Here is a 20,201-nt window from a genome sequence, read left to right as displayed (position 1 = left end):
CTGATAGCGCAGTGTTAGCAAGTCTTCAGTCTTCTCCCAAAGAAAGGCGATAGCACAGCGTTAGCGAGTCATTAAGCGTCACGAGCGTTACAGGCGATCGTAGACATGAATGCATCTACCCTTTACGATCTACTAAACTCATATTCCGTACAAGTAAATATATTTACTTAAAACAAGTAGCGTAGGAAACAAGCCCACGCAAGTGTCCAAAAGAAGTCTGTTTGCTGGAAAGTTAGGACATGAAACAAAAAAATAAATGTAAATTATTTTTGGATTTTTAGTCTCTGTTCAATCCATTGAATAACCTGATGACCAAGGCGAGTACCATCTAGACGGTCAATCTCACGAATTCCGGTAGGACTAGTGACGTTAACTTCAGTTAGGTAGCCACCGATAACGTCAATACCCACAAAAATTAAGCCGTCTTGACGTAAGCGTTCGGCTACTTGGGTACAAATTTCATACTCTCTTGGGGTAATTTCGGTTTGAGCAACTGTACCACCAGTTGCCATATTATTGCGAAAATCAGTTCCACTAGAGAGGCGATTGAGCGCACCAATTGGTTCACCATTGAGCAAGATAATTCGCTTATCTCCTTCTTTCGCCTCTGGTAAATAGGTTTGTACCATTACTGGTACTTTACCTTGGAGGGTACTGAGTTCAACAATAGAGTTAAAATTGCGATCGCCTGATTGCAAAAACAAAATTCCTTCGCCAGCTTTATTACCCAACGGTTTGAGAACTGCTGCCCCCTTTGCTTCCACGAATTGCCGGATAAATTGCTTATCAGCACTGACAATCGTTTCAGGAATCGCTTTGGTAAACTGGAGGGCGTACATTTTTTCATTTGCCCCTCGGATGCCACTGGCACTGTTAATCACCAAGGTTTTATTTTGATCGATATAATCCAGAATGTAGGTGGCATAGAGGTAGGAATCATTGACAGGTGGATCTGTCCGCATAAATACGGCGTCCATTGTCTCTAAAGAAGTTAAGGAGGAATCGCTTAACTTATACCAAAGATTCGCCGCTACCCAGCGTCCCTCTACCAACTGTACTGGTACAACTTCAACTCGCTGTAGAACAGCCAAAGCTTTGCCCTCCGCCACACTCAGCAAATTTGCTTGAGTCACCCAAACTTCGTGTCCCAGGATTTGCGCTGCTTCAATTAGGGCAACACTAGTATCATGACACGGGTCAAGTAGATGGATGGGATCAATGATAAAAGCCAGTTTCACCCTTTATACCTCAATCACCAAGAAATTAAATGGTTATTCAATTATTATCTCTTGATGCTCTCACCAATTGACGTACATATGTACTGCTGAGTAGAATCTGGAGGGTAAAGTCTTGTGGACAGATTGGTTTTGTGAGGAAACCTGTAGACAAGGCAGCGTGTTATTTTTCTAGAATTGTAGCGACTACCGTGTAATTGCAGTGGTTTGTCGCTATCGCAATACCTTCTGAACCTATACGCTATTGCTAGAAGTTAGTAGCTCATCCAGCTTGCCTTGACTATCTAAAGCGTGGATATCATCACAACCACCAATATGATCGTCATTGATGAAAATTTGCGGTAAAGAACGGCGTCCATTTGCTCTTTGAGCCATTTTATTTCTGGCTGCTTCATCCCCATCAATGCTGTATTCGATAAATTCAACACCCTTGTTTTTCAGCAAACTTTTAGCACGAATGCAAAACGGGCAAGTCCTCCAAGTGTAAATTTCTACTTTTGCAGCCATGATATCCTCAACTTGATTTAATACTTTTTAATTTTAGAGCTTTGCCACTGACTGTGACTGCTTTATTCATTCATAACCTAATCTACAGAAGGCGCTGATGTAAGTAGGCAAAAATAAATAAAAGTAATGTTAAGTAATGTAAAAATATTGAGATTAATTTGTAGTGTATCTCTTTGGGAAAGCAAGCTACACGTAGCGTCTACAAACCTTGAATTATTTACGCAGCTTTATTTAAACTCCAAGGTTAAGCTAGCCAACTATTATGTAGATTATTTTTATTTTGCATCTGACCTAACCAGCTAATAATATTTCAGTTTAAATGCTAGCAATAGCAGTAATTATATTTAGATTGTTTCTGTCGCTCAAATTTTTTCGCTACTAAGCGCTAATTAAAAAGCAGGAATTATTGAGGTGAGTTCTAGTTTAGCGTTTCTTACCTCTAACAAAAATGGGTCTAGAAGAGCATAAGCATTTCTAAACCCATATTTAAGCTTTCTCCTACTAAAACTCAACAGTGTGGTTTAATTTTGGGAAATATTTTTTTTGTTTTTCTTCTTGAGTCTGAAAACACCCAAGGCAAATAATCCTAATGCTGCGGTTGTACTGGGTTCAGGTACTTTTTTCGGTTGAGGTGCAGGGGGTTGATAGTAAGGCGGTACTGATGGTACAGGTGTTGGAGCAGGTGCGGGTGCAGGTGCTGGCGCAGGTGCAGGTGCTGGAGCAGGTGCAGGTGCGGGTGCTGGAGCAGGTGCAGGTGCGGGTGCTGGAGCAGGTGCAGGTGCTGGTGTGGGTGCAGGTGCAGGTGCTGGTGCGGGTGCAGGTGCAGGTGCTGGAGCAGGTGCTGGAGCAGGTGCAGGTGCGGGTGCAGGTGCTGGCGCAGGTGCTGGAGCAGGTGCAGGTGCTGGAGCAGGTGCGGGTGCTGGAGCAGGTGCTGGCGCAGGCGCGGGCGCGGGTGCAGGGGCAGGAGCGGGTGCAGGTGCAGGAGCAGGTGCAGGAGCAGGCGCAGGTGCTGGAGCAGGTGCAGGTGCTGGCGCGGGTGCTGGCGCAGGTGCTGGAGCAGGTGCTGTGGCAGGTTGTATACTAGTTTCGCTTAGTGATGTACCGTACTGAAAACGGATGTTGCCAATCTTAGTGATGTCAAAGTCGGAGGCTAGCCCTGATAGCAGGAAAGTAGCTGAACTTTGAACAAAAGTCCCCGAACTCACGGCTGGATTTGCATCATTAGCGTAACCACTGATGATGCCGTAATTGAATTGCTGTCCACCGCCACCTTGGAAAATGCCTAAGCCAGCTGTACCCAGACCGTAGTGTTGGTCAATGCCAGGAAGTCCTCCAGTATTACTCGTGTTTGGCAATTTCCATTCCTTTAGAGCTAGAAGATCAACATTCTTTGTAGTGGTAGAGCCTGCGCTTGAGGTTACTGTCGGAGCTAGAGCCGAAACTAGCGATAAGTTGTTTAGGGCAGAACCAGCATAGTCCCAGAAAACTGAGGTCAGAACATCAGAAGGATTTGAGATTCCTACAGAAGATTTGTTAGTCAGGGTCAGTGACAATAAACCATTGTCTAGGTAATTAAAAAGAACCGACGCTGCCAGAGGATCGTTAGATTTGTCGTAGGTATTGGTTCCTGTAGCTGAAAAACTTATAGAACCCAAACTCTTGGGTGCAGGTGCTGGAGCAGGTGCTGGAGCAGGTGCTGGAGCAGGTGCTGGCGCTGGCGCTGGCGCTGGTGCTGGAGCAGGTGCTGGCGCAGGAGCAGGTGCTGGCGCTGGCGCAGGTGCTGGTGCTGGAGCAGGTGCTGGTGTATTTTTGTTGCCGTTGCCGTTACCATTACCGTTACCGTTGCCAGCCTGTGCTTGGGGTAGTTGTGACCCTAAAGCTAAGGTGAATGATAATAGACCACAACTTATATAACCAATTACTTTTTTTGAATAAGCTTGAGACATGTAAATTAAACCTCTTTGTCTTAAACAAGATATGAAAAAGCTTCCTAATAATGATGTTTATACGAGCATCATGGACATCATTTTCTTATCTAAATTGACATAGAAAAAAAAGATTTAGTACTGCTTTTTTTAAGCTTTATCAAAAATTTAATACACGATCAAAAAATGACTTATTTTTAACTAATTATACTTATTAAGTATTTATACTACGAGAAAAATTTTATTATAATTACGTAATAATTCTAGTTTTAATTAGAGAATTAAATCTTTATTTAAAAATAATAAATAAATTACTTAATCAATATTGATAAACTATTTATAAGTCAATGAAAGATATTACTTAGAAAATCGATTAGCTATGAGGTTGTAAGAAATTAGGGAAGGCGATCGCCTTCCCTAAAGTTAAATATTCATTGTGGTAGTGTATAGTGATTATACTGAATTCGCTTATCGACGCAACCAGCCATTGATAGTAAATCGACTATCTCCAAAAGCTTGAGAGGGACAATTCACAGGCAGTACTTCGTGCATATAACGGCTGAGAAAGAATACAATGCTGTTGTTGCGAGGTTCAACTGTTTTGAACGTCTCAGCATTTACATATACGTTATTTTCAATTTTGCTGTCGTAGATCAGCAACTCTCCACCAGAAAATGATTTTGGTTCTTGATAAAAGTAATAAACGTATGTTAGCTCTCTAGTAGCAGTATCTGAACTGCCATTATCATTATGAAGTTTGTAATAGTTACCATCATTATGTGCAGTGAGTTGACTTTCAATTTGTGATACAGAAAATGATGGTAAGTTTAATTTGCTCAAGATATCAGGAATCATTGCTTGAATTCTCTTTAATATCAGTTCTGAAAATTCAGGGAATGAGTAGATAACCATTGATTGGCGATAATTAATGTCGTTGGTAGAAGTATTGCTTGGCAAAAAATCCGACTCTTTTTTAAAGATGTATTCAACTAAATTCTTGTGTTCTTCTGGTTTAAGAAAATTATCTATTTGTATATAATCAGAAGCCAAAATATAATCATTTTGCAGTTGTATTTTATCTGATTGCTGTACAAAAATTGGGGGTTCTGTAACCACGCCTATAAGATGTTCGCTAGGAAAACACAAAACCGAGCGACCTTCATTGATGGGAATTTGGAATAAATTCTGTAACTCAGATTCTTGTTTGTAAGCACGAGCCACAACTGTTGTTAAAAGGCTATGCAGTATAGGTGCATCTGATTTTAAATAAACGGTGTATTGATGTCCTCCAGTTAAAAGAACCTGTACTTTGACATCTTTTGACTCAAATTGCTGTGAAGCTAATTGCATATACCTCTCTTTCTATAATGTTGATAAATGAGATAACTCTAAAAGTCATACTGAAAGGTTAATAGAGTACTTATAGCAGATTTAAAGTTGTGAGATAGACAAGCTAAATCTGTTACCCAGATATAAAGCATGTTTTACTCCTAAATTCTAAATTCTGCTGTATAAAATTAAGTAAGAACAAGTTCAATGCTTAAATCTTTATATGTAATTGAGTTTATTTAGTGATAAATTCAATTACTGTATCAGCTACGAAACAGAAAAATACCATTAATCAATTGTTCTAGCACGTCTTTTATAATATTGTCATTCAGCAAATTCCACATAAACCGATAAAGCTTTAGTAAAGTATAAATATCTATTATTTCAATAAAAAATGCCATAGTTACTATTAACTACGGCATTTTCAATTAGAAATTAAAAATTTATTTCAGTATTTACTGGGAATCAACGGCGTATTCAATGAGCTTGGCAAGGCGTTGACGTAGGGTTTCTAATCCCAAACGCTGACTCGCAGAAATAAATACCGCGAGAGGGAATTCTTCTCTAGCTAGGGCTAGTGTCTCACTATTGGCTTGATCGATCTTATTAAAAATCACTAGCGCCGGACCAGGAGTTATTGGCATTTGTGCCAAAATTTCCCTGACTGAGCGAATATGACGCAACCAAGCAGGGTGAGATAAGTCCACCAAATGTAGTAGGGCATCGGCTTCTGTGACTTCCTCTAAAGTGGCACGGAAGGCATCCATTAACGATGCAGGCAGTTCGTGTATAAACCCTACTGTATCTGTAATCAGAATTTCCTGATGTTCATTAGTTTCGCCATAAGGAATCGCCAAACGGCGGGTAGTCGGATCGAGAGTGGCAAATAACTGGTCGGCTGTATAAACTTCTGCATTAGTGAGAGCATTCAGCAAAGTGGACTTACCAGCGTTGGTATATCCAACTAAAGCAACTGAAGGAACTTCTCGATGCTGTCTTCGTTGCCGTAACCGCGAACGATGAGCTTGCAACTGAGTTACTTCTTTTTGCAGTCGAGAAATGCGCTGCCCAATTGCACGGCGCTCAGTTTCCAGTTTGGTTTCACCAGGGCCACGAGTCCCAATACCACCACCCAATCGGGACATGGTGCGACCTCTACCAGCTAGTCGCGGTTGCATGTATTCTAACTGTGCTAGTTCTACTTGCAACTTACCGGCACGGGACTGAGCGCGTTGGGCAAAAATATCCAAAATTACTTCGGTGCGGTCAACCACCCGGATACCAATTTGCATTTCTAAGTTGCGGACTTGGGAGGGTGAGAGGTCGCGGTCAAAGACAACGAGATTGACTCCTAGTGTTTGGGCAGTTAGGGCAATTTCTTGCACCTTACCTTCGCCAACTACGGTTTGGGGATGAACGCGCGATCGCTTTTGTTGTATTGTCTGTAATACATCTCCCCCAGCAGTATCAACTAAACGTGCCAATTCTACTAGAGTGTCTTGGAATTGTAGGGGAGTCATTTCACTAGTCATCAGCCCCACAATCAGCACGCGATCGTGGTCAGCATCTACTTCCTGGGCGATAAATTCACGCTGGAATTCCGCTTCCAGATTTTCTACCAAGTCTACTAAATCCTGGTCTGCCAGATCGTCTAAATCCAAAGGTGGCGATATATTCCAACTTGGGGATTGGATTTGGCTTTCGCCTATCTTGGGAGCCGCAGGACTAGTAATCAGGGTGCGAGACTCTTGCGGTGTCAGATGAGCTAGATAAGCTTCTTTGACATATCCAGTCGAACCGCCTCCCCGCCGTGTAAAGCCGGTTCCGGTAATATTTAGGACAACTAGGGCATCTAAGCGTTGCAGTGCCATAGCCGTGAGTGTCGCTTCGTTGGGAGGTTCTGGCTTTAGATGAGTGGCAATACAACGAATACCACTGAGTCGTTCTGCACCGTAACGGGGCAATTCCATCGGTGGTATTTGCGTTTGGCGTGGTGTGCCTACCCCGACGCGAATCACTTGTCCGCGACGGTTGATGTAGGCGCACACAGGCTGATTGACTTCTGTGCTAATTGCTGCCAGACGCTGGGAAAACTCAGGCGTGGTGATGCGATCGCCTGGTATGCGCTGGTGATACAGCCGCTGTAGTTGTTTCAGCTGGCTGGACTTCAGACCTTGGAGATTTCCAAAAATAGTTTCTATAGGCGTTTATGACCAGTGAAATGGCCCCCCGAATTCTTATAAGTCTATTTTACAACAGGGTTTAGGCTCCTATCTCTCTCCTTTGAGGGATGCATTAGTAATTAGTTCGCGAGGGAATATATTTAGTAATGTATCGGCATCGCTTTTAATTTCAGTTAGTATTTTCAGTGAAGGTGTGAAGGCGATCGCTAGATTAATCGCTACATTAGTTTAGTCTTTCTAGCGGTTATTGAATTAAAGCTTGAAAGCGTTCATCTTCGCGGATACTATCAAAATCTGAGTTGGTTTTTGCCCATTCACGGCATTCATCAGGACTTAGATTAATTGCTTGTTGTAGATTTTCCAGCGCCTGCTCAATATTACCTTGAACGGCATAACAGCAAGCTTTGTTGTACCAAGCTTGGTGTAAATCTGGTTTAAATTTCAGTGCTTGGTCGTAGGATGCGATCGCTTCTTCAGTGCGTCCTAAATTTCTTAGCGCATAGCCGCGATTGTTCCAAGCTTGGTGTAAATCTGGTTTAAATTTCAGTGCTTGGTCGTAGGATGCGATCGCTTCTTCAGTGCGTTCTAAATCATCTAGCGCATAGCCGCGATTGTACCAAGCTTGGTGTAAATCTGGTTTAAATTTCAGTGCTTGATCGTAGGATGCGATCGCTTCTTCAGTGCGTCCTAAATCATCTAGCGCATTGCCGCGATTGTACCAAGCTTCGTGGTAATCTGGTTTAAATTTCAGTGCTTGGTCGTAGGATGCGATCGCTTCTTCAGTGCGTCCTAAATCATCTAGCGCAATGCCGCGATTGTACCAAGCTTCGTGTAAATCTGGTTTAAATTTCAGTGCTTGGTCGAAGGATGCGATCGCTTCTTCAGTGCGTCCTAAATTTCTTAGCGCATTGCCGCGATTGTACCAAGCTTTGTCTTTATCAGGTTTAAATTTCAGTGCTTGGTCGTAGGATGCGATCGCTTCTTTGTAATCTTGTCCAGCAAGCTGCAAATCTCCCAGTTTAATTAGTAATTCTGCTTGGCTACTAGTTCTTTGATAATCTGCTGCAATTAATTCTTGAATTGCTAGTATTTCTTGAGTTCTTTCTTCTGGTGTTAGCGTGAGATATTTTTCATAGTCTCCATCCTGAAGTATACGTGATGATTCCTGCTTGAGAGTTTCTGCATCTATAGGAAAGTCAAACAACCCCGAACGCCAGTCAAATAAGTCTGGAGCGCGTTGAATAAAATATTTAATAGCAAATAGAGGTAAAAAGAAAACAAAACAAATATTAAAACTATCTCTAAAACGTTCTCGCTGTTGATTCAGATTAATTAAAACAGGCGGTACACTCTTCCAACTATATGAATAAATATCTCTACTATTCCAGTCTGTCAATCTTTTAGACTCTTCATATTCATAAAATGAATACTCTAAACCTGTAATAAATAAAATATCTATTTGTTCTTTATTATCTAATTTGTCTAGAATTTCATATAAATTAATAACAGCTTGCTTTAATCGCAAAACTTCAATATTTTTATTTGTAATTTCTTCTTTAACTTTGCCAATTAACTGCTCACCCTCAGCCGGAGAACAACGAGCAAATAACAAGCCAAAGCCTTCTGTAAAGTTCAGAGTACGGACTAAGGCTTGATATTCTTCATTTGGTTCTGTTGGTAAATCTTTATCCCAATCAGTCAGTTCCAGTTTCATCAAGCTGTGTCTCACTAAGGTTCAAACTAGCAAAAGCATCTTGAAATTCTTTAATTCCTTTAATTAAAGGATGAATATCATACCAACATTGAATTTGTTCTTCTTTATCGCGATGGCGATATTCCAAAATACAGCGATTGAATAATAAGTTACGGTGTTGTTCATCATTTACTATTTGTTTAGAATAATAAACTTTGGCTAGTGCTTACCATTCATTTGCATAAACTGTATTGCGGTAGGTAATTCTAGTTTCGCTAATTGACCGTTGTAAAGCTCTAGTCGTAATCGGTAGATTATTAGTATATTTAATTGCTTCTTTCATTAATAATAGCAAATTCCGCACATGACCTCCACTCATTAAGCATAGTTGCTGTAAAGCTTCTGGCTGCTCAAACATATTTCTGATAGAAAGGTTAGAGTCAATCTGACTCACCCGCTTTTGCAACAATTCCTGGACTTTATTAATTCCTCGTTCATAACTTTTATTTTCAGGAGTTTGCACCATAATCATTGGTAAAACTTGAGCATCACTACCATAGATATCTCGTAAATCTGTAGCGCGGTTAGAGAACACCAATGAAATCGGTACTGTATAAATTAGATGGCAATTTAAAGCTTTGAGTTGTTCGCTACGATCTAAAAAAATATGTTCGTGATTGCTGCGTCCATCTTCTTGGGGTATGGGTACAATCCGATCTAGATTATCAGCGATGACTACTAGTTGAGAATATTCCGAAGGTAAGCGTTTTTTTGCATCTTCAATAAATTGATTCAAAGCCAAAATCAAAGTTGTGGTGTGCGGGTTAACTCTTTCGCGGATTTTGTGGCGGAGACTGGGTTCAGTTCTCAATTTGGCTGTGATTTTGGCAAAAAGAGGAATTTCCTTCTCTACCTCCAGACCTTCTAAAGATACGTCAGGTAGCAAATCTTTTAAATCATGCCAGCGGCTTTTCAACCATGACACCAAAGGTTCAGGATTAGCGTTATCTTTTAATGCTTCTAATAAACGTCGTGTACAAGCAAGGAGAATATCTGTATATTGGGCATCTTCTGGCTCGATATCTTGTTCATCAGCCGCAAAATAGACAACAAAACAACCTTCCTCGTTTAAATATTTCTGAAGACGCAGCAATTCTGTTGATTTACCTGCACCACGATGACCTGCATAAAGTTGACAAGTCTTTCTGTCTGAGTACAAAATCTCTCTACCCACCTCTACCAAAATGTCGCCATCTCCTCGCACTTCCTGACAATCGACATAAACCGGATCTCCTGCGGGCAAAGGTCGAAATGGGTCAAAAGCGTTGTATATCTTTTTTAAAGTTGCGAAATCCTGAGCCATAGGTAGAATTTACTAGATTAGTGCGATAATAACGCAAGTTTACATAGGGATTGGGTAATCAGCAGCCCTAAAATTCATTAATGAAGCTCAAAGACTCGTCGGCGAGTATCAAAGACTCATTCACGAGTAAAAAAGACTCGTCGGCGAGTATCAAAGACTCATTAACAAAAACACTAAGCTAAAAAACATCTAACTTCTATAATCGAGTTAAGTATAACTCTTGTGGGGTGGGCATCTTGCCCGCCCAGTATATGCAATTTAAATGTAGAGCAGCTTAACAGGGAAGGAAAAAATCTTTACTTGTTTGTCATTACACAAGAAAAGCCGGAGTTAAAGTTTTTCGCCACCGATTCACCAATTTTTGCAACTCCCCCGACAACCAGCCATCAAACTGGGGATATACTGGTAAACGCGCCATCAACTCCCACCCCGCAGGCTGTAAAATTCCTCTCAATGTTTGCTCCTGAACATGAGGATAATTAGGATTTACCTCATCTTTTGGCCCGATTCCGCCCAAATCTCGCGCACCAGCTTCGATACAAGCGAGTAACCATCGGTCATCTTTAACTAAATTCGGCGGAATTTGAATAGTAATATCTGGCGGTAAAATCTGACGTGCTTTAGCAATTACTTCTGGTAACTGATGAGGGTCAAAAGGTGGTGCATCAAAGGTTTGCTGATGTCCTGGACTATGAGGTTGTAAAATAACTTCTTGAATGTGGTGATAACGTTGATGCAGTTCAGATATAGCTGTTAATGTTTCCCACCAATCATCAACTGTTTCCCCAATTCCTAACAGTAACCCAGTTGTAAAAGGGATCTGCAACTCTCCCGCCCATTGCAATTGCTGTAAACGGACTTCTGGTAATTTACTCGGTGCGTGCCGATGTACACTATTTAACAATGTTGGTGTTAACTGTTCCAACATCAGCCCCATCGAAACATTCACATGCTTGAGCTTTTGCATTTCTTCAAAACTCAGTGGCCCCGCGTTTGTATGAGGTAAAAACCCCATTGAAAGCGCTAATTTACACAAATCATAAATCCGTGTAAACCACGCCTGGCGCTTTGGCGAATGAGGATGCACTTCACCACTGAGTATAAGAATTTCACAGACTTTTTCGCTTTGAAGTGGTTTTAAAATACTGTCTGCATCTGAAATACTCATCCAGGGACTTTTACCCGGTTCGCTGCGAAAGTTGCAGTAACTACACTGATTAAAGCACTCGTAAGTGGGAACGATTGTATAAGCAGGGCTATAAGTGACAAGACGAGAATTATTAATTGGCATAAGCAGAATAAATTTGCTCTAGTAAGCAGCCCCAGACTTATTTTAGGGGCTGGAGATGCTAACTACAAACCTTTAATTATTCACGCCCACTTATTTATTAGATAAACAAGAACTATTTTGCTTTGTAAATTTCTGGTAACTGCCACCAAGAAACATGAGGATACTCGTGATGTTCTTCGTGATAGCCGAAATGATAGCACGTGAGAAATGACCACCAAATTGGACGGCTAATCGTTTGGGCACAATGAGGCTGAATATACCCTGCAATTGGTTCGCTATGTGGAAGGAAAGTACCAAAATAAAATAATTGGAATGAACTTAAAAGCGAAGGAAGTACCCAAAAAGTTATTAGATTAGCATGGGGTATATGAAGGATGCGATTAGCAAACTGATATATAAGAGTTAAAGCAATAACTTGTCCCCAACTCCAGTAACCTTTCATAAAATGGAAATACCAAGCAAAGAAGTTTTTGTGTATACCATTATGAAAATCTGGGTCGATTTGAGTTGCTGGATTTTGGTGGTGTAACCAATGCTTTTTTAATAATTTTTTATATGGTAAAAGACCATAAAGAGATAGAGTTAATGTCCCAATAAAATGATTAATCTTATTGTTTTGGGAAAACACTACCCCATGCATGGCATCATGAGATGTAATAAATAATCCCGTATATAAAAATGTTTGCCATAGTATAACGGGCAATAGCATCCAAAATTTTAACTTGGAGATATCAAGGGAAAGCAATAAACTCAGGCTAATGACCCATGCGCTAACAATGACAATAGCAATGAAAAGTCCTTTAAAGTGAGATTTACTTTTCACTACTGAAGTCAATTTTGTTTGATGACTGGGTGGTTGTTCTAACTCGATCACACTTTTACTCCGCCTAACATTCAGATGAAAATTCAAAAAATAAAATATAGTAATTACATAAACTACTAACTACTAGCCGGAAAACTGTGTTAGTGGTAAATGTTTTACACTGGACAATGCCGACAAACAAAAATATATAGAAATATTAAGATACTTGAACTATTATTACATAACTAGATGCTATTTTAAAAACCGTTTTCGGTTAAAAGGTTGCGTGTTATGGGTGAAGACACTGGTAAGATTAGTATTTATTATAACCAGTGCCTTGTATTTGATACTTTGGACAGAATCTAAGCCTGCAACAAAAACACTCAATAATTAACGGGAGTTTAAGAAATCAGGTGAAGTACGTCCCGGACTACGCTATAACCATTTAGATCCCAAAGTAGGTAAGCTAGAAAACCGATCATAGCCAAGCGACCGTTCCAAAGTTCAGACTGAGGAGTTAGCCCAAGTTCACCAGCATTGCGGTCTTTGCCATTGTATGCAGTTTCAGTTTGATCGCTAGGATAAGGTGCCATTGTGAAGTTTCCTTAAGAAGCTAATTACATTGTTCATATTACTTAAATTACCCATGTGACGCTATCTGTCTCTAGTCCTAAAGTAGAAACAACTCTAAAGAATGAGATTTTGAAGATGTTTAGGAAATACTTATCTAGCAAAAGTTCAATAATAGTTTTTATTACCCTTTAGAGTAGAGGTATTTTTACCAAACAACTGCGAATAAAAACTTATAATCTCGCTAAATAACTATTTTGGATATCATAAAAAATCTAACGAAAGTTAGAAGGTTTCTGGAATGTTATTGCTCAAAATAATAATAAAGAAAGAGCAAATAATATTTTTAAATTTACTACTTATATATAATAGTATGGCTCCTACGGTATTGATTACAGGTGCTTCTGAAGGTATTGGTAAAGCAACAGCTCTTTTATTTTCTCGGCAAGGATATGACCTTGTAATTACAGCTCGTCATGCTGACCGTTTGGAAGCTGTAGCGCAGGAGTTACAAAGCCTTGGTCGTGCAGCACCATTGACTGTTACTTGTGATGTCACTGACGCATCTCAAGTACACACCTTGGTACAAAAGGCATTGGAGCATTATGGTTATATCGATGTGTTGATAAACAATGCAGGCATCTTCGCATCAGGGCCCGTAGAACAGTTTTCTCTCAGTGATTGGCATCAAATTATAGACACTAATTTATGGGGATATATCCACACAATTAATGCCCTTCTACCTCATTTCCTCCAGCGGGGTAGTGGAACTATAGTTAATTTAAGTTCCATTGGCGGTAAGGTACCAACTGCTTACTTAGTACCCTATTGCGCTAGTAAGTTTGGGGTGACAGGGTTGACAGAAGCGTTACAAGCAGAACTACAGCCAAAGGGGATTCATGTTTGTGGGATTTATCCGAATTTAATTAAGAGTACTTTAATGGAACGGGCAGTTTTTCGGGGCAAGGATAAGCAAGATGCTGAAACTCGTCGTGGACAGCTTGAGGTTGTGCTGAAAAATCCGGTAGTGGAGAAGCCTGAAGATGTGGCAAATGCTATCTGGGATGCAGTCAAGAATAATAAATCGGAAGTGATGGTTGGTTCGGCGAATTTCTCGCAAGCTTTGTATCGCTTGTTTCCTGGTTTGATAAAGTGGGTTTCGCGGCAAGGGTTGAAAAATCAGGATAATTAATTTTTGCTGCCAGCACATTCTGCTATTGTTACTCACATTCTCGTTTCGTTACATAGTGGCGATAGCGAAACATAGCTTCTAGTTGCACTTGCACTAACCAACCACTGATAAATTCAACTGTTCCTCCACCAGGCATAGAGAAGGAAATAGCGTCAGTTAATCTGGTTTTGCCATTTTCCGGTTCAAATTCATGTCGATGTACCCAAGATTCAAAGGGGCCAGATATTTGTTCGTCAGTAAACAGGCGATATTTTTCACATTCAGTATGACGGGCTAACCAAGTTAAGGGTAATGGGCCGAGAAACAAGCGAAATTCGGTGATAGCATTCACGTTCAGCCCTCCTTCACGACGAACCACTTGGACTGGCTGCCAAGGTGGATTCAACAGTTGCAAAATATCTGGCCTTTCGTGAAATTTCCAAACTACTTCTGGTGAGGCATTAATGATTGAAGAATGTTTAAAGTGCAGCATGGAAAGAAAAACCTAAAATTCAGCTTTCAGATTCAGTATCTATCTCGATATCTAGGGTATCTTCATCAACCCGCACATACAAAATATTTGGGTTACAGCAAACTTGACAATCTTCTACATAAGATTGCTGTCCTCCAGCACTCAAATCAATAAAAGTTAAGTTCGGTTCGCCGCAATAGGCGCAGTAATACTCAGCTGTGTTTTGCATCAAGTTTTCAGCTATGAATTCAATGGCTGTAATTCTTTTGGAGATGGATTGATATAACTTTTAGCATCAGCCAAATGCTTTAGTAGTGTAGACTGTGGCAGAGGCCCTTGCAAGTGGCTCCAGGGTAATACTTGTTCTGTTGACCACTCGGTATGGACGTAGAAATCTAAGTCGGGGATTTGTCCTTTGAGTTTCTTGAAAGCACGTTTGTAACTACCCAAGGAATCGCCAAAGTCACGAGTAAGTTCTAGGAGTTGGGAGAGTCTGCGATCGCCTCTCGATAACAAAGCCTGTATAATCGACCAATTATAGCTTTCTGGGCGAAATTCTATCCCCTGCGGTTTTAACTGTTTTTGCAAAAACTGCAACCGTTTTTCTGCTTGACGATTCACCCCAAACCATTGAAACGGTGTGTGTGCTTTGGGTACAAAGGTGCTGCATCCGTATGTTAACCGCAATCCCGGCGCAGCTTTTTTGATATTACGCATCATTGCCACGGTTTGCTCTAAATCTTCTGCTTCTTCACCAGGAATTCCTGCCATTCCGTAGAGTTTCAAGCTTTTTAAGCCGCCTGCTTTGGCATTTATCGCTGCTTGGATAATTTCGTCGTTATGCAGCTTTTTGTTGACGATTTGCCGAATTTTTTCGGAACCACTTTCTACAGCAATGGTAAGCGATCGCGTGTCTCGTTTAGTCAAAGTTTCTGCTAATTGGACTGTCACAGTATTGGTTCGCACTGAGGCAATACTGAGACGGACATCATCGTACTTTGGCTGACTGATATAATCTAGCAACGCCTCAAATTCTGGATGTTGAGTTACTGAAGCCCCTAATAATCCTAGCCGATTTGTGACTTCTAAACCTTTGGCGATCGCTGGAATTAATGAATCTTCCAGACTGGCTGTTCTAAAAGGCAGTGTGAGATAACTCGCCAAACAAAAGCGGCACATTTCTGGACAGCTTCTCACCACTTCCACCATATAAATATTTTCCCATGCCGCTTTTTCGGTGACTACAGTAGAAGCCGATAGGGTATTTCCTCTATAAGTTTGCTTTTGCACCACTGCGGGAATTTCGGGAGAAATTGGTTTAATAGACTTTACTTCACCATCTCTTGTGTGATATTCCACCTCGTACAAACTGGGTACATAAATTCCTGGTATTTGTGCAAGTCTTTTTAGTTGAGTTTGTCTTGAGGCATTTCTGACTTCTTTATAAGCCTCAATAAAATTCCCTAACAGGGTTTCGCCATCTCCCAGTAAAATGACATCAAAAAAATCTGCAAAAGGTTCGGGATTAGCAGTGAGAACTGGGCCACCACCAAAAATTATCGGATGAGAATCATCACGAGAGGTTGCCCAAATCGGAATTTCTAAAGATTCCAGCAAATTTAGAATATTTACATAATCCAGTTCCCACGAAATAGAAAATCCCACAATTTCTGGCGTTCTAGGGAGTTGTTCGTGAGTATCTGTAAACAGGCGACTCACCTGCACATCATCACGCATTGCCAAGGTTGCCCACACTACCTGATAGCCAAGGCTAGTGATACCTACGCTGTACTCGTTGGGAAAGGCGAAGATTATGGGAATAGCGTTGGTGTCTGGGGTAGTAGGTGTAAAGAGAAGGCGTTCAGAGTCAAATACAGATGATGTCACAGGTGTTTCTTAGAGGCAAGTTTATCTATATTTAATTTTAAGCCATAGAATAATTAAGTTAAAAACCAATGTTATGGCGTTAGCAAGAATAATTGGCAAGGATTGTAAATAAATTCCATAGATTAGCCACAAAAAAACACCACTTATGAATGTAATCAGGGTAACTAAAGAAACATCTTTTGCTGATTTTGTTTGCCAAGTTTTAAACATCTGTGGCAAAAAAGAGATTGTGGTTATTGTGGCGGCAGCTAATCCTATAATTGTCAGAAAATCCATGCGATGTAACCAGAGCAATTTATTTGTAGTGTAACGCTAGAGAAACACTTGCATTACATTAAATTTTACCTAGTTTCTCTTTTAGTTTTATGATGTGATTTTTTTAATTCAGATATTATCCTTTGGCTTTTTGATATAAGACTTCGCCCAAGCATACCGTTGTGGATCTTTGTTTAGTAGGTAGTTTATCACTTGCCGACGCTTATTTTCATCCTTAGCATTTTTCACTACTCGCTTTATTTCAGAATCCATATCTCTAGGATTAGCACCACGTTTAATTGCTTCCTGAAACCAATACTCACCATCTGAATATTGATGTCGTTCAAAACAAATAGCTCCCATTAAGGTGTACGGATGATGGCTTTTTGGTTGATATTTAATAGCTTGACGGGCGCAATTTTCTGCTTCATCTAATTTTCCAAAATCTCGAAAAGCTCCACCTCTGGTAGTTAGCAAAGCTGATTTGAGTTTATTTTCTTTAATTTTGTCGAGTTGTAAATTATTCGTCAGTTGCAATGCCTGTTCTGGTTCATCTGCTTTGCGCCAATGACTGCTGGCATTTGCTAAGTTCCATTTGTTATCAGTGCGCTGAAACTCCTGCTCATAAAAATTTGCTTCAATTGTGTGGTAAGTAATCCAAATCTTACCAGAAAATAATTTAGTCCCTTGATGCTGAAGTTCTTGTTGCCACCTATCATAACTATATGTTGCTTGAGGCACTTCAATTTTAGTCTCTTGAAGCCAAGCAACATCTGTTGCTTCAAGTCGCTCTTTTAACTCCAGCTTTTGCAAAATTGTGTATAAAAGACTGGTGTGTGATTTATCTTGATAGCGTAAAACATCATATTTTGATTTCAAAGCTGCGAAGTGCTTCTGTTTAGCAAAGATAATGATATCTTCACGTTTATTATTTTTCAACCACTCAATTTCTGACTCATTAAGTAGTTCTCCTGAATCTATTTTAGATTTTAGGCTGGAGACATATTTTTCATTTGCAACTTCTATAATATTAGTCAGTTTGCGTTTTTTGAGGAAGTTAATATCCTGTTCACCTAACTGATTGGACAACTCGAGTCTTTTAAGAATTTTATACAGGTGACTCTTGGGCGATGAATCCTGATACTCAGTTACTTTATACTTAAGTCTCAAAGCGGCAAATTCTCGTGTTTGTTGCAACTCTTGAGCAATGGCAATTGTTTCGCTAAGTTCTTGCTGTTTCAACCAGTTAATCTCGGAATCACTCAAATTATTTTTGGCATCAATATTTTGCAGTATTGGATATAGTGGACTTGATAATGATAAATCAGAGTGTATATTCGCTTGATATTTATCTCTTAACTTAGCAAATTGAGCTTCTTTTTCTAATTCCTGTTGCTTAAAAATTTCTGCTGTTTCCAAAAGTTGGTTATTGAGCAGCCAATTATATTCAGAATCACTTAAACGTTCTGTAACCTCTAACTTTTTTAGTATTTGATACAGTAAACTATCAGGATATGAGTCTTGATATTGACTAGCTTTGTACTGAGATTTAAGTTGAGTAAATCGCTTTACTTCTTGAGCAATTTGATTTGTTTCATATAAACCAGTTCTTCTCAGCCATTGAACTTCTAAATCAGTGAGTAAATTTCCTGATTCAAGTTTCAAAAGAATGAAATAGAGATGACTAGATTGCCAGGAAACGTTATAATTTGTGGCTTTGTACTTAGACTTTAATTTAGAGAATTCAGATTCTAGATTTCTGAATTCTTGTACTTTAAATTTCTGCTCTTGCTTGATAGCTTCTAAAGTCTCCTCAAGCTTAGATTCTCCCAACCAAGTAGATTCTAAGTCAAGGAGTTCAATTCCTAAGTCAAGTTTTCGTAGTATGAGATACAGCAAACTAGCAGGTAATGAATCTTCATATTGAGTCGCTTGGTATTTGGACTTTAAAGCAGCAAAGTGTTCTAAGCGATTTGGAGACTCTTTATCCATATTGAGAGTAGATGCGATCGCACGTACTTAAATGTGTTATCCGCTACTATAACAATACAGATAAAAAAGGGCGAGTCAGACACTCACCCCCGAAGCATAAATATTTTATGAAAGTCCAAGTATAATCCCTACAACACCTTACACTGTCCATGATGCCGCAACAAATGGTCACACAACACCAGCGCCACCATTGCCTCCACCATTGGAACTGCACGCGGTAACACACAAGGATCGTGTCGTCCTTTTGCCGCTAATAAGGTTTCTTCTCCTTCACGAGTTACTGTTTTTTGCTCTTTTCTAATTGTCGCCGTTGGCTTAAATGCAACTCGTAAAATGAGATTTTCACCATTGGAAATTCCCCCCTGAATACCACCAGAACGGTTAGTTATAGTGCGAATTTCACCATTTTCATCAATATAATATTCGTCGTTATGCTCAATTCCGGTTAACAGCGTCCCGCCAAAACCGGAACCGATTTCAAAGCCTTTGCTAGCAGGGAGAGACATCACACCTTTAGCGATATCAGCTTCCAATTTATCAAATACTGGTTCGCCCAAACCTTTCGGCACATTACGAGCTACACATTCTACGACACCGCCGATAGAATCACCAAGCCTCCCAACTTGCTCAATTAATTCAATCATGCGATCGCTACATTCAGCATCGGGACAGCGCACGATGTTGCTTTCCACTTGTTCTAAGGTGACAGTATTTGGATCGACTATACCTTCCAAGTCTTTGATGCGCTTGACGTAAGCGATAACTTCGACATTGGCAACTTGACGGAGAATTTTTTTAGCGATCGCACCTGCTGCTACTCTGCCAATTGTCTCACGCGCTGACGACCTGCCCCCGCCTTGCCAATTGCGAATGCCATATTTTGCATCATAAGTTGCATCCGCATGAGAAGGGCGATACTTCTCGGCCATTTCGTCGTAGTCTTGCGATCGAGTGTCCTTGTTCCGTACCAAAATCCCTATAGGCGTTCCTAGTGTTTTGCCTTCAAATACACCCGATAAAATCTCGCAGGTATCGGCTTCTTTGCGAGGTGTCGTAATTTTACTTTGTCCTGGACGCCTTCTATCTAATTCTACTTGGATTTCTTCTGCCGAAATTTCTAGTTGTGGAGGACAACCATCAATCACAACCCCCACACCGCCACCGTGAGATTCACCAAAAGTAGTTATACGAAATAGATGACCAAAAGTGTTGCCCATGATCTTAAAGAAAAAGGATGAGGCTTATGTATTTTACCTAGAGTTTGTGCAAAAGTTAATTTTTATGCTTTGGCACTTGGAATGTTTGACGTATAGCCTTTACCTATACAAATAAGAAAGCGCCCTCCGTTACCAGAGGGCGCTTTCTTATTTAACTAAACTTCAGAATTAACCGTTGATAGCAGGAGCGCTTATTGCTACAGGAGCAGAATCGCCAGCAGCCAAATCAAGCGGGAAGTTGTGAGCGTTACGCTCGTGCATTACTTCCATACCCAGGTTAGCGCGGTTGATTACATCCGCCCAAGTTGA

At 40.3% G+C, this 20,201-nt stretch carries 16 protein-coding genes and 2 pseudogenes; 1 reads left to right on the top strand and 17 read right to left on the bottom strand.

What is annotated here, in order from left to right; genetic code table 11:
* Window positions 1-263 precede the first annotated feature (263 nt).
* From gshB to RMZ95_RS23675, 10 genes and pseudogenes are all read right to left on the bottom strand, one after another.
* Entirely contained in the window at window positions 264-1,238 is a 975-nt protein-coding gene (gene gshB, locus RMZ95_RS23720) for a glutathione synthase (RefSeq protein ID WP_322682503.1), read from the bottom strand.
* Between the two features lie 231 nt (window positions 1,239-1,469).
* Window positions 1,470-1,742: a glutaredoxin 3 gene (grxC, locus tag RMZ95_RS23715; protein ID WP_190893995.1), complete on the bottom strand. Its 273-nt coding sequence runs from the start codon at window positions 1,740-1,742 to the stop codon at window positions 1,470-1,472.
* 521 nt (window positions 1,743-2,263) lie between these two features.
* A complete protein-coding gene (locus RMZ95_RS23710) occupies window positions 2,264-3,688 on the bottom strand; it encodes an XDD4 family exosortase-dependent surface protein (protein ID WP_409883624.1) in 1,425 nt (474 codons plus the stop codon).
* A gap of 447 nt (window positions 3,689-4,135) precedes the next feature.
* Entirely contained in the window at window positions 4,136-5,017 is an 882-nt protein-coding gene (locus RMZ95_RS23705) for a 2OG-Fe(II) oxygenase (RefSeq protein WP_322682502.1), read from the bottom strand.
* 434 nt (window positions 5,018-5,451) lie between these two features.
* Window positions 5,452-7,197, bottom strand: a complete 1,746-nt coding sequence (hflX, locus tag RMZ95_RS23700; RefSeq protein WP_322682526.1) for a GTPase HflX — start codon at window positions 7,195-7,197, stop codon at window positions 5,452-5,454.
* Window positions 7,198-7,423: 226 nt separating this feature from the next.
* Window positions 7,424-8,893, bottom strand: coding sequence for a tetratricopeptide repeat protein (locus tag RMZ95_RS23695; protein ID WP_322682501.1), 1,470 nt, complete (start codon window positions 8,891-8,893; stop codon window positions 7,424-7,426).
* Window positions 8,874-10,235: pseudogene (locus RMZ95_RS23690) on the bottom strand (ATP-binding protein). The gene RMZ95_RS23695 and the pseudogene RMZ95_RS23690 overlap by 20 nt, the downstream one beginning before the upstream one ends.
* Before the next feature lie 310 nt (window positions 10,236-10,545).
* Window positions 10,546-11,526, bottom strand: a complete 981-nt coding sequence (gene cofG / locus RMZ95_RS23685; RefSeq protein WP_322682500.1) for a 7,8-didemethyl-8-hydroxy-5-deazariboflavin synthase subunit CofG — start codon at window positions 11,524-11,526, stop codon at window positions 10,546-10,548.
* 112 nt (window positions 11,527-11,638) lie between these two features.
* A complete protein-coding gene (crtW, locus tag RMZ95_RS23680; protein ID WP_322674389.1) occupies window positions 11,639-12,400 on the bottom strand; it encodes a beta-carotene ketolase CrtW in 762 nt (253 codons plus the stop codon).
* A 329-nt stretch (window positions 12,401-12,729) separates the two neighbouring features.
* On the bottom strand, window positions 12,730-12,921 hold the full coding sequence (locus RMZ95_RS23675) for a chlorophyll a/b-binding protein (protein WP_322682499.1): 192 nt from the start codon (window positions 12,919-12,921) through the stop codon (window positions 12,730-12,732).
* A 350-nt stretch (window positions 12,922-13,271) separates the two neighbouring features.
* On the opposite strand from RMZ95_RS23675, the gene RMZ95_RS23670 reads away from it, so the two are divergent.
* A complete protein-coding gene (locus tag RMZ95_RS23670) occupies window positions 13,272-14,090 on the top strand; it encodes an SDR family oxidoreductase (protein ID WP_322682498.1) in 819 nt (272 codons plus the stop codon).
* Between the two features lie 28 nt (window positions 14,091-14,118).
* Here the strand turns inward: RMZ95_RS23670 and RMZ95_RS23665 are convergent, their stop codons facing one another.
* The 7 genes and pseudogenes from RMZ95_RS23665 to RMZ95_RS23635 all read right to left on the bottom strand — a co-directional run.
* Window positions 14,119-14,562: an SRPBCC family protein gene (locus tag RMZ95_RS23665; RefSeq protein ID WP_322682497.1), complete on the bottom strand. Its 444-nt coding sequence runs from the start codon at window positions 14,560-14,562 to the stop codon at window positions 14,119-14,121.
* A 19-nt stretch (window positions 14,563-14,581) separates the two neighbouring features.
* Window positions 14,582-14,770, bottom strand: a complete 189-nt coding sequence (locus RMZ95_RS23660) for a CPXCG motif-containing cysteine-rich protein (protein WP_012411100.1) — start codon at window positions 14,768-14,770, stop codon at window positions 14,582-14,584.
* A gap of 11 nt (window positions 14,771-14,781) precedes the next feature.
* Window positions 14,782-16,428: a radical SAM protein gene (locus RMZ95_RS23655; protein ID WP_322682496.1), complete on the bottom strand. Its 1,647-nt coding sequence runs from the start codon at window positions 16,426-16,428 to the stop codon at window positions 14,782-14,784.
* Window positions 16,429-16,449: 21 nt separating this feature from the next.
* A complete protein-coding gene (locus tag RMZ95_RS23650; RefSeq protein ID WP_322682495.1) occupies window positions 16,450-16,704 on the bottom strand; it encodes a SemiSWEET transporter in 255 nt (84 codons plus the stop codon).
* 108 nt (window positions 16,705-16,812) lie between these two features.
* Window positions 16,813-18,516: a hypothetical protein gene (locus tag RMZ95_RS23645; protein WP_409883618.1), complete on the bottom strand. Its 1,704-nt coding sequence runs from the start codon at window positions 18,514-18,516 to the stop codon at window positions 16,813-16,815.
* A 287-nt stretch (window positions 18,517-18,803) separates the two neighbouring features.
* Window positions 18,804-19,892, bottom strand: coding sequence for a chorismate synthase (aroC, locus tag RMZ95_RS23640; protein ID WP_322682493.1), 1,089 nt, complete (start codon window positions 19,890-19,892; stop codon window positions 18,804-18,806).
* Window positions 19,893-20,060: 168 nt separating this feature from the next.
* Window positions 20,061-20,201: pseudogene (locus tag RMZ95_RS23635) on the bottom strand (photosystem II q(b) protein); the annotation flags it as partial.

Source organism: Nostoc sp. DedQUE07, assembly GCF_034530975.2.
GTDB lineage: Bacteria > Cyanobacteriota > Cyanobacteriia > Cyanobacteriales > Nostocaceae > Nostoc.
The sequence above is the reverse complement of the archived record's forward strand: the minus strand, read 5'-3'. Positions and strand labels throughout refer to the sequence as shown.